This window comes from Sulfuricella sp. T08 (assembly GCF_000971475.1).
In the GTDB taxonomy this organism is placed as follows: domain Bacteria; phylum Pseudomonadota; class Gammaproteobacteria; order Burkholderiales; family Sulfuricellaceae; genus Sulfuricella.
In genome coordinates, this window is the sequence record NZ_DF967539.1 from 76,414 (window position 1) to 90,689 (window position 14,276).

The following is a 14,276-nucleotide window of genomic DNA, read 5'->3' on the forward strand; positions in this document are numbered from 1 at the left end:
TGCCTGCCCTCCTATAATAATTTCGACCACAAACAGCGTCGCGTGTTTCGATTTATTAGTGCCCACAGCTTTAAGCGTCCTTAATCAGGATATGAATTTGCTGTAACACTAACTTTGTGGCGCGGCTTCCAATTTCAATAGCAACGGCAGCGCTGTGGAATTCCTTCTGGTTGATCTATGGTTTGCGATTTTTTGTCATGAGCTTACCTCTGAGTCGGGAGTAGCCTGGAATTTTATTCTAGTTGGTGTTTTGCAAACTCTAGGCTTCCATGTAACCGGTGGTTGACTTTGGCCCTAGCTGTTCGAGTATGAGTTTGAGCTGCACAATTTCCTGTTCCAGCTCGTTGACGCGCAGCTCCAGCATGTCTAGTCTTTCACGCTCTACGTCGGTTAGTTCGGCGGCGTGGTGCGTGCTCCCGGAAAACTCCATCGCTGGCGCGTCGCCGCTGAACAGATGCATGTAACGCGATTCCCTTTTTCCAGGTTCGCGTGGAAGCTTCGCGACAAAAGGTCCATCGCTACGTTCCATCAGACGATCCAGCGCGGATTCGACTTCCTGCATGTCGCCGAATTTGCACAGGCGGTTGGTGTGGGTGCGCAGTTCTCCCGGAGTCTGCGGACCGCGCAGCAACAGCGCGCAAATGATGCCGAGTTCCTGCTCCGAAAATTTCAGGATGCCGAATTCGGTATTGCAGAAACGATGCTTGTATTTCGTGGTGCGGCTGCCGAAGCCGCTTTGATCGCTGGCCAGGGATCTCTTGACGAGCGCATCCAGCGTTTCCTGAACCGTTGCCTCATCCAGATCCAGGACCGGCTCGCGATTGCTTTTCTGGTTGCACGCATTGGTCAGCGCGTTGAGCGAGAGCGGGTATTGATCGGGTGTGGTGATTTCCTTTTCGATCAGGGCGCCGATGACGCGCGCTTCATACAGGGTGAGTTCGATATCCATCAGTTATTTCCTTGTCAGCCGTGATCGTTCTTGATACTAGCCCAGAACCAGCGGGGGTTCGTCCATTAGTGCGGCCTGTTCGCGGAGGGCGAGGATCTGGTCTTGCCAGTAGCGCTGGGTGTTGAACCAGGGGAAGCTGGCGGGAAAGGCCGGGTCGCTCCAGCGCTGAGCCAGCCAGCCGGAATAGTGGATCAGGCGCAGTGTACGCAGTGCCTCCACCAGCAGCAGTTCGCGCGGGTTAAAATCGTGGAATTCCCTATAGCCTTCCATGAAGTCGGAAAGCTGCCGGGTCATCTCGGCGCGGTCGCCGGAAAGGAGCATCCAGATGTCCTGCATGGCCGGGCCCATGCGACAGTCGTCAAAATCGACGAAGTGCGGGCCGGTGTCGGACCACAACACGTTACCGGGATGACAGTCGCCGTGGAGCCGGATCAGAGCAACGGGTTCGGCGCGTGCAAAGGCTGACCGCACGCGCTGCAGGGCATCTTCAACGGTGGAGATGTAGGCGGCTTCAAGATCGGGCGGGATGAAACCGTTGGCGGTGATGTAACGGTAGGGCTCCTCGCCGAAGGTCTCGATGCTGATCGTGGGGCGGTGGGCAAAGGGTTCGATGGCGCCGACCGCATGGATGCGGCCGATGAAGCGGCCCATCCATTCCAGGGTATCGGGGTCGTCCAGTTCCGGTGCCCGTCCCGGCTGGCGCGGGGAAATCGTGAAGCGGAAACCCTCGAATTCATGCAGGGTGCGCCCGGTTTTGTCGACCAGAGGCGCCACGACGGGGATTTCCCGTTCGGCAAGTTCCAGCGTGAAGCGGTGCTCTTCGAGTATGGCTTCATCCGTCCAGCGCAGTGGGCGGTAGAATTTGGCGATGACCGGCGTGGTGTCCTCGATGCCGACCTGGTAGACCCGGTTCTCGTAGCTGTTGAGGGCGAGCAGGCGACCATCGCAGCGCAGGCCCAGACTTTCCACCGCATTCAGGATGCGGTCCGGGGTGAGATCCTGATAGGGCGGGCTGGGCGTGTTCACCGTGGCTGTTTAACACCGAAATCAAAGGATACATTGTAGCCTTAAATTAGACCCCCATGAGGGCTGTGCGTTATCATTCGCGGCTAGCAACTCGTGTTTCCATGAACGGTGATTATGAGCAAGACCTATTCAGATTCCTCCATCCGCGTCCTGCGCGGTCTGGAGCCGGTAAAGCAGCGGCCGGGGATGTATACGCGCACGGACAATCCGCTGCATATCATTACCGAGGTGGTGGACAACTCGGCCGACGAGGCGCTGGCCGGTTTCGCCAAGGTTGTTACGGTGCGGCTGCATGGTGATGGGTCGGTTTCAGTCACGGACGATGGCCGCGGCATCCCGGTCGGCATTCACCCCGAAGAGGGGGTGCCTACGGTCGAGGTGGTCTTTACCCGGCTGCACGCGGGCGGCAAGTTCGACAAGAAGGCCGGCGGGGCCTATCAATTTTCCGGCGGGCTGCACGGTGTCGGAGTTTCTGTCACCAATGCATTGTCGCTACGGCTGGAAGTAACGGTCACCCGAGAGGGCGGAGTCCATCGCATGGCGTTTGCCGGCGGCGACGTGGTCGAACCGCTGGCGCTGATCTGCAGTGCGCCCAAGCGCGCCTCCGGCACGTCGGTCCGGGTGTGGCCGGATGCGCAGTATTTCGACAGCGCCGAGATTCCGCCACAGCAACTGGAGCGGGTGCTGAAGGCCAAGGCGGTGCTGCTGCCGGGTGTTCGTGTCAGGTTGGAGATCGAGGATAAGAACGAGCTGATCAAGGACGAAAAGGAGTGGGTATACCAGGACGGACTGTCCGATTATCTCAGGTCGCAACTGTCTGAATATCTGATCGACGGGTTGTTCTGGAAATTCGCCAAGTACGCGCCGGCCTCGCACGATACTTTTGCTGAAGGCGAGGGCGCGGAATGGGTCGTAACCTGGACCGAGGATGGGCCTATCGTGCGCGAGTCCTACGTCAACCTGATCCATACGCCTTCCGGCGGCACCCACGAAGCGGGTTTGCGCGACGGCATCTTCAACGCGGTGAAGAGCTACATCGATCATCACAGTCTGTTGCCGAAAGGCGTCAAGCTCACCGCCGACGATGTGTTCAGCCGGATCTCGTTCGTGCTTTCGACCAAGATGCTGGACCCACAATTTCAGGGGCAGACCAAGGAACGGCTGTCGTCGCGGGATGCACTGCGTCTGGTCACCGCCATGGTGCGCGACCCGCTCGAGCTGTGGCTCAACGAACATCAGGAACAGGCAAAAAAGATCGCCGAACTCTCGATCAGGGCGGCGCAGACGCGCCAGCGCGCCGGACAGAAGATCGAGAAGCGCAAGTCCTCCGGCGTTGCCGTGCTGCCGGGCAAGCTGGCCGATTGTCAGTCCGACAACCTGGAAGAGCGCGAGCTGTTTCTGGTCGAGGGCGATTCCGCCGGTGGTTCCGCCAAGCAGGGCCGCAACAAGGACACCCAGGCGATCCTGCCCCTGCGCGGCAAGGTGCTCAACACCTGGGAGCACGAAGCCGACCGCATCTACGCCAACAACGAAATCCACAACATCGCCGTGGCTCTCGGTGTCGACCCGCACGCGCCGGACGACATCCCGGACATGTCCAACCTGCGCTACGCCCGCGTCATTATTCTGGCCGATGCGGACGTGGACGGAAGCCATATCCAGGTGTTGCTGCTGACCCTGTTTTACCGCCACTTTCCTGCCCTGATCCGCGCCGGACGGGTCTGCGTCGCGCAGCCACCGCTGTACCGGGTGGACGTGCCGGCGCAGGGCAAGAACAAGCCGGCGCGCAAGTTTTACTGCCTCGACGACGGCGAACTGGAAGGCACGCTCGACCGCCTGCGCGCCGACAAGGTTCGTGAGGGATCGTGGCAGGTATCGCGCTTCAAGGGTCTGGGGGAAATGAACCCGGTGCAGTTGTGGGAAACCACCCTCAACCCCGATGCGCGCCGTCTGCTGACTTTGCGCACGGACGATTTCACCGGCTACGTCCGGGAAGTATTCAACAAGCTGATGGCAAAGTCCGAGGCCGCTTCAAGGCGGGCATGGATGGAAGAAGCGGGACATCTGGTGGAGGCGGATGAGTAAGATGAAAGACGTAATCGATATCAACACCCCCGATCTTTTCGAACAATTGGAAGTGTTGCCGGATGAAGATATGGCGCACGACGGGTCTCCCCCTGTACCGCCGGAGTTTCCTGCCGAACCGCCTGCTGCCGAACCACCACAGGACGATCTGGCGGACTATGCCAAGGCGGCCTATCTCGCCTACGCGATGGCGGTGTCCAAGTCGCGCGCCATTCCCGATGTACGCGACGGCCAGAAGCCGGTGCAGCGACGCATTCTCTATGCGATGCGCGAGATGGGCAACGAGTGGGACAAACCGCACAAGAAATCGGCGCGCATCGTCGGCGACGTGATCGGTAAATACCACCCGCACGGCGACAGTGCGGTGTACGAGGCGGCGGTGCGCATGGCGCAGGATTTCTCGCTGCGCTACCCGCTGATCGACGGTCAGGGCAACTTCGGCAGCCTGGACGGCGACTCGGCCGCTGCGATGCGTTATACGGAAGTGCGGCTGACGCCGATCGCACAGCTTTTGCTGGGCGAACTGGACCACGGTACGGTCGCCTTCCGCCAGAATTACGACGGCTCTTTCGAAGAACCCGTGGTGTTGCCGGCGCGCCTGCCTTTCCTGCTGCTCAACGGCGCATCCGGCATCGGTGTCGGGATCGCTACCGAGGTGCCGCCGCACAACCTGCGCGAGGTGTGCGAGGTGGCGGCGACGATGATCGAATCGCCCTCGTTCAGCGAAGCGCAGATGCTGGACATGATCCCGGGGCCGGATTTCCCGGGCGGCGGTCAGATCCTTTCCAGCCCGCAGGAAATCCGTAATGCCTACACCAGTGGCCGTGGCTCGATCGCGGTGCGTGCGCGCTATGTCTTCGAGGAGATGGCGCGCGGGCAATGGCAGCTGGTGATCACGGAGCTGCCGCCCGGCGCTTCGGCGGCGAAAGTGCTGTCGGAGATCGAAGCCCTGACCAACCCGCAGCCCAAGCTCGGCAAGAAGGCCGTCGATCAAGGGCAGATGCAGACCAAGACTTTGCTGCTCTCGCTGCTCGATACGGCGCGTGACGAATCGGACAAGGAGCAGTCTGTGCGCATCGTGTTCGGGCCGAAAAGCTCGCGTATCGACCGCGACGAATTCGCCCGTACCCTGCTCGCCTACACCAGCCTGGAAACCACGGTCTCGTTCAATCTCGTCCAGGTGGGGCTGGATGGCAACCCGATGCAGAAATCGCTGTTTACGATCTTCTCGGAATGGTGCCAGTTCAGGATTGCGACGGTGGAAAAGCGTCTCGGCCATCGCCTCGGCAAGGTCAACGATCGCGTCCATATTCTGGAAGGGCGGCACATCGTTTTCCTGAACATCGACGAGGTGATCCGGCTGATTCGTGAGTCCGACGAGCCGAAGCCCGCCCTGATTGCCCGATATGCGCTGTCCGAGCGGCAGGCCGACGATATTCTGGAAATCCGCCTGCGCCAGTTGTCGCGTCTCGAAGGCATCAAGATCGAGCAGGAAATTGCCGAGCTGATGAAGGAACGCGCCAAACTGGAATCCCTGCTGGCTAGCCCGGCCCGGATGAAGTCCCTGGTTGCGCGGGAAATCCGTGAAGACACCAAGAAGTTCGGCGACGATCGGCGCACCCTGATCCAGCCGGAAAGGCGAGCTTCATTGTCTGAAGCCGCCGTGCTGGACGAGCCGGTGACCGTGATCCTGTCCGAGAAGGGCTGGCTGCGCCAGCGCCAGGGGCACGGCATCGACCTGGTCATGCTCTCCTTCAAGGAGGGAGACAAGCTGTTTGTCGCGATCGAGTGTCGCTCTCCCGACGCGGTGCTCCTGCTCGGCTCGGACGGACGCGCCTACACTATCACGGCCTCGCAGATCCCCGGAGGCAAAGGTGATGGCGTGCCTGCGGGTTCCGTGGTGGGATTGCAGCCTGGTACGAAGATCGTCAGCATGATGACCGGGCAACCGGAAGACCAGGTGCTGCTGTCAAATTCAGGCGGATACGGTTTCGTCGCCACGATCGCGGACATGGCTTCGCGCCAGAAGGGCGGCAAGCTGCTGATGACGCTGGATGAAGGCGAACAGGTGTTGCCTCCGGCGAGGATACAAAAAGGCGGCCAGCGTTGCGTGGCTTGCGTGTCGAGTGGCGATAAGCTGCTGGTGTTTCCTCTGAGCGAGGTCAAGCAAATGCCGAAGGGCCGTGGAGTGATTCTGATGGCTCTGGAGAAGGGCGAAAGCCTGAAGCTCGTTGGCGTTTTTGAGGATACGCTAATGCTGAAAGGCGTCAGGAGGGGGCGCGCGATCGAGGAGGCGCCACAGTTCGAGGTGGCCAAGCGCGCGCGCAAGGGCAAGCCGGTCAACCTGAAGATCGAGGCGCTGCAAACGCCCAGGGCTTCGAGCTAATTTTTTATCATTCCGGCTTGAAACCAAATCGCCTGGCCACTGCTTCCATCAGAGATGGAGGCAGGTCGTGGGCGCCGTCGAATATGGCATTGAACAGGTCGGCGTTGGAGAAGTCGGCGTCCTTCAGCTTTGCGTTCTTGAACAGGGCGCCGCGCAGGGATGCGCCCAAGAGGCGGGTCCCCGAGAGGTCGGCATTGGTAAAGTCAACGTCTTCTGCATTTGCTCCGGTCATGTCGGCGCGGGAGAGGTTGGTGTTCACGAATCGCCCCCCGGTTATTACTCCGCGAAGCATGTAGGTATCCGCCAGGGAGCCACCCGACAGGTCGATCCCTTCCATCAGTACGTCCTTGAGATAGGCGCCGGAAAAGTCTGCGCCGATTGCACGGGTACCAATGAGGTTGGTGCCGAAAAGATTGGCCTTGTCGACGCGCGCGCCACTCATGTCCGCCTCATCAAAAGTGGCATGGAATAAATCCGCTTCCCTGAGATCGGCATTGCGCAGTCTAGCGCGGCGGAGGTTTGCCCATTTCAGGTTGGCACCGCGCAGATCGGCACCGTCAAGTCGAGTTCCGCGAAGATTGGCATTTTCAAGTTTTGCACCTGAAAGATCGATTCCGGTAAGGGCGCGGCCGGAGAGGTCGCAAGCTGAGAGATCGGCGGCGGGGACAAGGTTGGCACAGCGATCGGAGGTCGGCTCCGCAGCTGCGGAGATCGACGCAAGCCCCAAGGCAAAAAGGGCCATCTGTAAGGGTTTAATGGTCATGACTGCCTCCTGGCGGTGATGTATTTTCCCCTCATGAACCGGTGCGGCCACGCGCAGGCAAATTTCTCACGTCTAATTATAGGATAAGGCCGAGCCTATATTCGTTGCTCTGCAATAATGAACCTGACATTCCTTATCAATAAACCTTTTTCAGGTTGCTCTATAAATACAGAAGCGCCCCCGTACCTGAAAGTGCGGCATTTACCAGGGGCGTATTTATACCTGATGGGAATGGCCCCAGGGAAGGAAAGTGCCATAGATATAGAACCTTGCATGAAAGTTTACTGAAAGATATGTTATATAAATGAGTTAGATAAATTTTTGCTTATTACTTTGGCTAAATAAATTCTTTATTGATTGATTAATATACGAATAATTATATTTATCACTTCATGTCGCTGATTTTGATATGGCCATGTTCTCGGTGAGAATTTGTTAAGGTGCTTTTGTGGGGCGCATTTTTTTTTGTCCCCGTGATATCATTAAATTTGTCATATATACCCATAATAATTTTAAGGGGCGTCGACCATGAGCGGGAAAGAATATATTTACTCATTCGAAGAAGGCGACGGAAAAAACAAGATGTTGCTGGGCGGCAAGGGAGCCAATCTGTGCGAGATGACGCAGATCGGGCTGAATGTACCGCCAGGCTTTACCATCACCACCGAGGCCTGCATAGCCTATCTTGAGAAGAACCAACTGCCCGACGGACTGATGAACGAGATCAGGAGCCGCATGCAGGCGCTGGAAAAGAAGGCCGGCAAGGGCTTCGGCAGCGGCGACAACCCTCTTCTGGTGTCGGTGCGTTCCGGCTCGGCGATGTCGATGCCGGGGATGATGGATACTATCCTCAACCTCGGTCTCAACGAAATTTCGTTGCAGGGGCTGATCAGGCAGACCGGTAACGAGCGCTTTGCTTACGATGCCTATCGCCGCTTTATCCAGTTATTCGGCAAGATCGCGCTGGGCATCGGCGACGAACATTTCGATGAACGGATGGCAGCGATCAAGAGAAAATATGGCGCACCGCTGGACGTGGACCTGACTGCCGCGCACCTTAAGGAACTGGCCGGAGAGTTTCTCGCTATCGTCGAACATCACAGCGGCAAGCCTTTCCCCCTGGACCCTTACGAGCAACTGGAAATTTCGGTGGGGGCGGTTTTTAGATCCTGGTCGGGCAAGCGCGCGGTGGACTATCGCAAGCAATTCAGGATCACCAAAGATCAGGCCAACGGCACTGCGGTTAATGTTTGCACCATGGTGTTCGGCAACATGGGCAACGATTCCGGAACGGGCGTAGGCTTTACCCGCAACCCCGGCACTGGCGAGAATGTGATCTACGGTGAATACCTCACCAACGCGCAAGGCGAGGACGTGGTGGCGGGCATACGCACTCCCAAACCGATCGCCAAGATGGCTGACGAAATGCCGGAGATCTACCGGCAGCTGATGGAACTGCACAACCGGCTGGAGTCGCACTACCACGAAGTGCAGGATTTCGAGTTTACCATCGAGAAAGGTACGCTCTACTGTCTGCAAACCCGCAACGGCAAGATGAACGCCCGCGCCATGGTACGCACCTCGGTGGAAATGTTCCAGGAAGGCCTGATCACGAAGGAGCGCGCGCTGCTGAGGGTCGAACCTTCGATCCTGGAGCAGTTGCTGGTGCCGCAGCTGTCACCTGACTTCCACGGCAAATCGCTGGCGCAGGGGTTGCCGGCATCGCCTGGCGCGGCTTCCGGCAAGATCGTATTCGATGCCGATACCGCCGAGATTCGCGGCCGTACCGGCGAGAAAATCATCTTGGTGCGCGAGGAAACCAAGCCGGAGGATATCCACGGCTTCTTCCAGGCGCAGGGCATCCTCACCAGCCGCGGCGGCAAGACCTCGCACGCGGCGGTGGTAGCGCGTGGCATGGGCAAGCCCTGCGTTTCCGGTTGCGAGCAGATCGTGATCAACGACAAATTGCGCAGCGCCCAGATTGGTGAAACCACGCTGCATGAGGGCGACATCATCACTATCGACGGCGGCACCGGCCATGTCTACGCCGGTGAAGTACCGACCGTAGAGGCTGAATTCTCCGGGGAAATGGCCACCCTGCTCGCCTGGGCGGACGAAGTGGCACGCCTCAAGGTACTGGCCAATGCCGACACGCCGGAGGCTGCCACCAAGGCGCGCGGTTTTGGCGCCATGGGCATCGGCTTGTGCCGCACCGAGCGGATGTTCAACGGCACCGACCGCCTGCCCATCGTGCAGGAAATGATCCTGGCAGAAACGCCGGAGCAGCGCCAAGCTGCACTCGATCGCCTGCTGCCGATCCAGCGTTCCGACTTCAAGGGCATCTTCAAGGCGATGAAAGGGTTGCCGGTGACGGTGCGACTGCTCGATCCGCCGATGCACGAGTTCCTCCCCACCGCGGCGCAGCTTGAGCTGGAAATCGCTCACCTGCACCAGCTACGCGACACCATCAAGGGCCTGGAGGAGTTGCCGGAGACCCTTAAGCTTCTCAATCCGAAACTCTATCAGCAGTACTCAGACGGCCTGCTGAAGCTGATGGGCGGATTGCATACCTTCAAGGTATCGCACCTGGAAGAGGATGTGATCAGCAAGAAGGAAACGATCCTGAAAAAAGTGCGCGCCCTGGCGGAAGTCAACCCAATGCTGGGACACCGTGGTGTGAGACTGGGGATCACCTACCCGGAAATCTATACGATGCAGATCCAGGCGATCCTCGAAGCCGCCGCCCTATGTGCCAAGGAGGGGATCGAGATCTACCCTGAAATCATGGTGCCGCAGGTGGCTACAGTGGAAGAGCTGAAACGCATCCACAGCTACGTTCAGCGTATCCACAAGGTAGTTGAATTGACCCATGGCATCAACGTGAAATTCAAGTTTGGCAGCATGCTCGAAGTGGTGCGCGCCTGCGTACGCGCAGGGCGCATGGCGGAAACGGCGGAATTTTTCTCATTCGGCACCAATGACCTGACCCAAGCCACTTTTTCCTTCAGCCGCGAGGATGCCGAAAACAAGTTCCTGCCGGCCTATACCGAGACAGGCATCCTGCAGGACAACCCGTTCGAAGTGCTGGACATTAAAGGAGTGGGACAGCTGATGAAGATGGGGGTTGAGAGGGGGCGTCAGACCAACCCTGATCTCAAGGTGGGAATCTGCGGCGAGCATGGCGGGCATCCCGGATCTATCCACTTCTGTCACCACATCGGCCTCAGCTACGTGTCCTGTTCCGGCCCGCGCGTGCCGATCGCGCGTCTGGCTGCAGCACAAGCCAAGCTACTGGAGGGGGAGTACCAGGATCCGAGCTGAGTCAGTCATAATAAATGACGCCTCATCCCTGATAGGATAGGAGAGATTTTTACTGGGGGTAGAGGGGAATTACTCTTCGTCGGTTTCCAGCAGGCCCTGCATCGTTTTTTTGATGGTTTCTACCGCTTCCGGCGATTCGATGTCCATGATCTGGTCGATGATCCACGGCTGGTCACGCTTGTCCATGACTTCGCGGATGCAGTTGCCAAGGTAGCGCAACGGGGCGAATCCGGGTTTCTCGTCAACCAGGTCGAAAGTGGCGTAATCCACCAGGCGACGGTTGAGCAGGTCGATGAAGCCGGCTTTGTAATCGTAACCTTCGTCGTTATTCGGCGCGATTGCGAGAATGTTTTCTTCCATCATTTCGGATAATCGCTTGGCCAGCGCCTGGATGAAGCCAGTGCGTGTTGCGTCATCGATGCGATTGTAAGCAAGGCGGTCGGCGTACTGCACTTCGAAAGCGAGGAACTCGGCCATCAGGACAAACCCGCGCTCAGGCGTGATAATGTCGTAATCTGCTTTTGACAGGTTTATGGTGAATTTGTCTGCCAGGCGCCACAGTATCATGGCCAGAACAGAGGCAGTTTCCGCGGGATCCTTCGGTTGCCCATCTTTCTTGAACCAGTTGGTTTTTATCCGTATTTTGCTCATGTTATTCTCCTGCAGGGCCGACTTCGATCGGACGGGATGAGTCGGTGATCCACTCGCTCCATGAGCCGGGGTAAAGCTTGCCACTGGGTAATCCGGCAATTTCCATGGCCAAAATATTGTGGCAGGCGGTTACGCCGGAACCGCAAACATGGATGACCTGTTGCGGGGGAATGCCGTGCAGCAGGTTGAGGTAAGCTTCGCGTAACTCTTCGGCGGGCAGATAGGTGCTGTCGAAGTCGATATTTTCTTCGAAGTTCCAGTTGATGGAGCCGGGGATATGTCCAGCCACCTTGTCCAGCGGTTCGCGCTCTCCGTTGAAGCGATCTTCAGGTCGGGCATCGATAATCACTCTGTTGCAATCTTGCCGAGCCTGATCCACTTCGGTAGCGTCTGCCTGCATCGAGCTCTGCAGATGGGGAATGAATTGGGACGGAAGGATTTTGGACGGATCAGAGGTGACAGGCAATTTCTGGCGCATCCACATGGGTAGACCGCCGTTGAGCAGGGCTACGGCGTCATGGCCTAGCCAGCGCAATAGCCACCACATTCTCACTGCCATAGAGCCGAAACTGTCATCGTAGACGACGACTTGTTTGGTGCTGTCCACGCCCCATAGCCCCAGCTTTTCGCTCAGAAGTTGCGGACTGGGTAGCGGGTGGCGCCCGCTGGCGGGTGTAATCGGGGATGAGAGGTCATCGTCCAGATGGACGTAGCGTGCCCCCGGTATGTGGCCGTGCAGGTAGGCGCGCCGACCCGCTTCCGGATCTGTGAGCGTGAAGCGGCAATCAAAGACGATCCAGCTAGGGTCGTCAAGATGCTGAGCCAGTTCCTCGATGGAAACCAGAGTGGTGAACTTCATGGGGTGTTGGGTGATCGGTATGGGTGATGCGGAAGAAGTGGAGCAGGGCGATGGGTATATCCCCCATCGCCCATTACCAGACGTTAGTATCCGCCTTTGCCATAAGGCTTGGGCAGACCAGCTACCTTGGCAGCCTGTTTGGCCGGCATTTCTGGAAACTGTGTGTACAGGTATTTGCTGTCAGTGCCGGGGCGAATCTTTTCCCAGTCTTTCAGCATGTTACGGAATGTTGGTGTGTGGCCATGTTCCTTGTATTGTTCGCGCATGTAGTTGACGACCGCCCAGCGCTCGTCGTTCATCGCGAGGCCTTCCTCTGCGGCGATCATGGGAACAATCTCGTCGCTGTAGTTCGGCTCAATCAGGTAGCCTTCCTCGTCGGTTTCAAGCTCAACGCCGTTTACTTCGTATGCCATAGTGATTCCTCCTTTGAAAGTTTGCGGGTGATAAAAAATGTAATGGTATTCTACACCAGAGCGTTGGTGGATTTGTGCGGGATGAAGATGCCGCAGCCGATTTTTCGATTGCCGCCCATGCCGCGCTGCTGTACCAGGATGGACTGTTCCACCGGTAATTCGTGCAGCAGCAGGCTGTAGCCATAGGCCACGCCGTCGGCGGTGGTGATGGTTTGACGCCGGCCACAGATGAAGCGGCAGGTGATCTTCAGTTCATCTAATATGCGGATGATGTCGCTGGCAAAGGCTTCCTCATCCATGCCACCGGTGGTGACGCAGTGAGCATACAGTGGAGAGTGGCGTGTCAGTGGCTTGGTCTTGCCCTTGCCGATGGTCAGCTTGAAGCCGCCGATCGTGATGGTCTGGCCGGATAGAATCGCCAGGTCAGCCTCTCGATGTATGGGGACGCGTATCACAAGCTTGGCCCGTCGGTTTAATATAAGCAGATCATCCTTACCGGTTTCCGCGGCATGGATATGGTGAACTGCAGCCAGTGCCTCGTCAGGTAGCCAGGGCAGCAGGCGTGATAGTTCGAGGAATAACGGGTAGCCGTGATCCCGGGGCAGCAAAGTACCTTGCAGTTCAAAGTGAACTTCGGTTACCGCGGCATTGTCAAAATCTGGGTTGACCATGCCGCTTTCAATTGGCCAGCCTATTTTAGTGCTCCTTCATTCTTGCGGGTTTCTGCCCATTCCAGCATGGCGCGCCCCCAATGTTCGGCAGTATGCTCGTCGATATCAAAGATAGTGAAACGCTTTTGTTCGCGGATCCTTATGCGCAGCGTGGAGAAGCCCGCTTCGTGGTCAACGTGGTGTAACTCAATATCCTGCCGAAATGGCGTGGCAGTAAATTTGTCGAGTTTTGTGGTTTCTTCCATTGCCATTGTGTGAACCTATCCTTAAATATAGACGCTGCTCAAAATATAGACACAAAGATGCAAAGCAAGTCGTTACTTGACCTAGCTGCAAATATTTAGCAAACTGATGAGTCTCGATATGGAAACAACGGTTTCAAGATTCTGTGTATGTATTGGATCGTATACATATCGTTGCAGTATTATATGGGGATAGGGTGGTCAGGAATCAAGAGGCGGCCAGGTTATATCCCAAGCAGGGGGGTGGCGCATAACCCAGATGGGTAGTATGCGCCACCCGTGAAGGACGATAGAAAGTCATTCTTTATTGGCGGTAGTATTTAGGTTGGTGACGCGGTTCCTTTAGTTTTTTGTGGAATGAGGCAAATCATAAAGGAGCGTGCGGAGCGGGCGGGGTATTGGCCGCCGGCTTTTTGAGAATTTATTAATTCAGGATGCTGGCAACTTTGCCGTGCAGGACTGGAACTTGCGTCCGTTTCAATTTTTTTGGAGATTAAAAAACTATGGCTAAGAAACAACACGACACGCCTATGCTTGACGAGCTGGAAAGCGGCCCATGGCCCAGCTTTGTGACCGGCCTCAAGCGCCTGGCTAATGACAACGATATGATGGTTGACCTGATGGGTCAGCTGGAAACATCCTACGCGACCAGAAAAGGTTACTGGAAGGGCGGTACCGTTGGCGTGTTCGGCTATGGCGGCGGCGTAATCCCGCGTTTTTCCGAGCTCAAGGACGAGAACGAGAAACATGTCTATCCCGATGCGGCCGAGTTCCACACCCTGCGCATCCAGCCAGCTGCGGGCATGCACTACACCACCGACCTGCTGCGCAAGATGGCCGATGTGTGGGAGCGGCACGGTTCAGGCCTGATTGCCTTCCACGGCCAGTCTGGCGATATCATGTTCCAGGG

11 protein-coding genes and 1 pseudogene are annotated in these 14,276 nt (G+C 57.4%); 4 read left to right on the top strand and 8 right to left on the bottom strand.

Annotated features, from left to right (window positions below; genetic code table 11):
- Window positions 1–259: 259 nt before the first annotated feature.
- Together SCT_RS09685 and SCT_RS09690 are read right to left on the bottom strand one after the other, a co-directional pair.
- Complete coding sequence (locus SCT_RS09685) at window positions 260–949, bottom strand: YceH family protein (protein ID WP_059422255.1); 690 nt, start codon at window positions 947–949, stop codon at window positions 260–262.
- A gap of 36 nt (window positions 950–985) precedes the next feature.
- Window positions 986–1,975 (bottom strand): serine/threonine protein kinase, encoded by a 990-nt coding sequence (locus tag SCT_RS09690; RefSeq protein WP_059422258.1) that lies wholly within the window; start codon window positions 1,973–1,975, stop codon window positions 986–988.
- Window positions 1,976–2,089: 114 nt separating this feature from the next.
- On the opposite strand from SCT_RS09690, the gene parE reads away from it, so the two are divergent.
- Window positions 2,090–4,060, top strand: a complete 1,971-nt coding sequence (parE, locus tag SCT_RS09695; protein WP_059422264.1) for a DNA topoisomerase IV subunit B — start codon at window positions 2,090–2,092, stop codon at window positions 4,058–4,060.
- Entirely contained in the window at window positions 4,053–6,446 is a 2,394-nt protein-coding gene (parC, locus tag SCT_RS09700; RefSeq protein ID WP_189799655.1) for a DNA topoisomerase IV subunit A, read from the top strand. The genes parE and parC overlap by 8 nt, the downstream gene beginning before the upstream one ends.
- Before the next feature lie 7 nt (window positions 6,447–6,453).
- Here parC and SCT_RS09705 read toward each other — a convergent pair whose 3' ends face one another.
- Window positions 6,454–7,209: a pentapeptide repeat-containing protein gene (locus tag SCT_RS09705; RefSeq protein ID WP_059422266.1), complete on the bottom strand. Its 756-nt coding sequence runs from the start codon at window positions 7,207–7,209 to the stop codon at window positions 6,454–6,456.
- A gap of 528 nt (window positions 7,210–7,737) precedes the next feature.
- Between SCT_RS09705 and ppdK the strand changes: the two genes are divergently transcribed.
- Window positions 7,738–10,530, top strand: coding sequence for a pyruvate, phosphate dikinase (gene ppdK, locus SCT_RS09710; RefSeq protein ID WP_059422267.1), 2,793 nt, complete (start codon window positions 7,738–7,740; stop codon window positions 10,528–10,530).
- 69 nt (window positions 10,531–10,599) lie between these two features.
- On the opposite strand, the gene SCT_RS09715 is transcribed toward ppdK, so the two are convergent.
- The 5 genes from SCT_RS09715 to SCT_RS09735 all read right to left on the bottom strand — a co-directional run bounded on the left by SCT_RS09715 (window position 10,600) and on the right by SCT_RS09735 (window position 13,375).
- On the bottom strand, window positions 10,600–11,181 hold the full coding sequence (locus tag SCT_RS09715; protein WP_059422269.1) for a hypothetical protein: 582 nt from the start codon (window positions 11,179–11,181) through the stop codon (window positions 10,600–10,602).
- A gap of 1 nt (window position 11,182) precedes the next feature.
- Window positions 11,183–12,040 (bottom strand): sulfurtransferase, encoded by an 858-nt coding sequence (locus SCT_RS09720; protein WP_059422271.1) that lies wholly within the window; start codon window positions 12,038–12,040, stop codon window positions 11,183–11,185.
- 83 nt (window positions 12,041–12,123) lie between these two features.
- Window positions 12,124–12,453 (bottom strand): TusE/DsrC/DsvC family sulfur relay protein, encoded by a 330-nt coding sequence (locus SCT_RS09725; RefSeq protein WP_059422272.1) that lies wholly within the window; start codon window positions 12,451–12,453, stop codon window positions 12,124–12,126.
- 50 nt (window positions 12,454–12,503) lie between these two features.
- Entirely contained in the window at window positions 12,504–13,124 is a 621-nt protein-coding gene (cas6, locus tag SCT_RS09730) for a type I-MYXAN CRISPR-associated protein Cas6/Cmx6 (RefSeq protein WP_059422274.1), read from the bottom strand.
- Window positions 13,125–13,144: 20 nt separating this feature from the next.
- Window positions 13,145–13,375, bottom strand: a complete 231-nt coding sequence (locus SCT_RS09735; RefSeq protein WP_237759654.1) for a hypothetical protein — start codon at window positions 13,373–13,375, stop codon at window positions 13,145–13,147.
- Between the two features lie 494 nt (window positions 13,376–13,869).
- Between SCT_RS09735 and SCT_RS09740 the strand changes: the two are divergent.
- Window positions 13,870–14,276 (top strand): annotated as a pseudogene (locus SCT_RS09740) (sulfite reductase, dissimilatory-type subunit alpha); the annotation flags it as partial.

Coding starts and splice junctions, on each gene's coding strand:
- SCT_RS09685 (WP_059422255.1), bottom strand. CDS start 949: ATGGATATCGAACTCACCCTGTATGAAGCGCGCGTCATCGGCGCCCTG.
- parE (WP_059422264.1), top strand. CDS start 2,090: ATGAGCAAGACCTATTCAGATTCCTCCATCCGCGTCCTGCGCGGTCTG.
- parC (WP_189799655.1), top strand. CDS start 4,053: ATGAGTAAGATGAAAGACGTAATCGATATCAACACCCCCGATCTTTTC.
- SCT_RS09705 (WP_059422266.1), bottom strand. CDS start 7,209: ATGACCATTAAACCCTTACAGATGGCCCTTTTTGCCTTGGGGCTTGCG.
- ppdK (WP_059422267.1), top strand. CDS start 7,738: ATGAGCGGGAAAGAATATATTTACTCATTCGAAGAAGGCGACGGAAAA.
- SCT_RS09715 (WP_059422269.1), bottom strand. CDS start 11,181: ATGAGCAAAATACGGATAAAAACCAACTGGTTCAAGAAAGATGGGCAA.
- SCT_RS09720 (WP_059422271.1), bottom strand. CDS start 12,040: ATGAAGTTCACCACTCTGGTTTCCATCGAGGAACTGGCTCAGCATCTT.
- SCT_RS09725 (WP_059422272.1), bottom strand. CDS start 12,453: ATGGCATACGAAGTAAACGGCGTTGAGCTTGAAACCGACGAGGAAGGC.
- cas6 (WP_059422274.1), bottom strand. CDS start 13,124: ATGGTCAACCCAGATTTTGACAATGCCGCGGTAACCGAAGTTCACTTT.
- SCT_RS09735 (WP_237759654.1), bottom strand. CDS start 13,375: ATGGCAATGGAAGAAACCACAAAACTCGACAAATTTACTGCCACGCCA.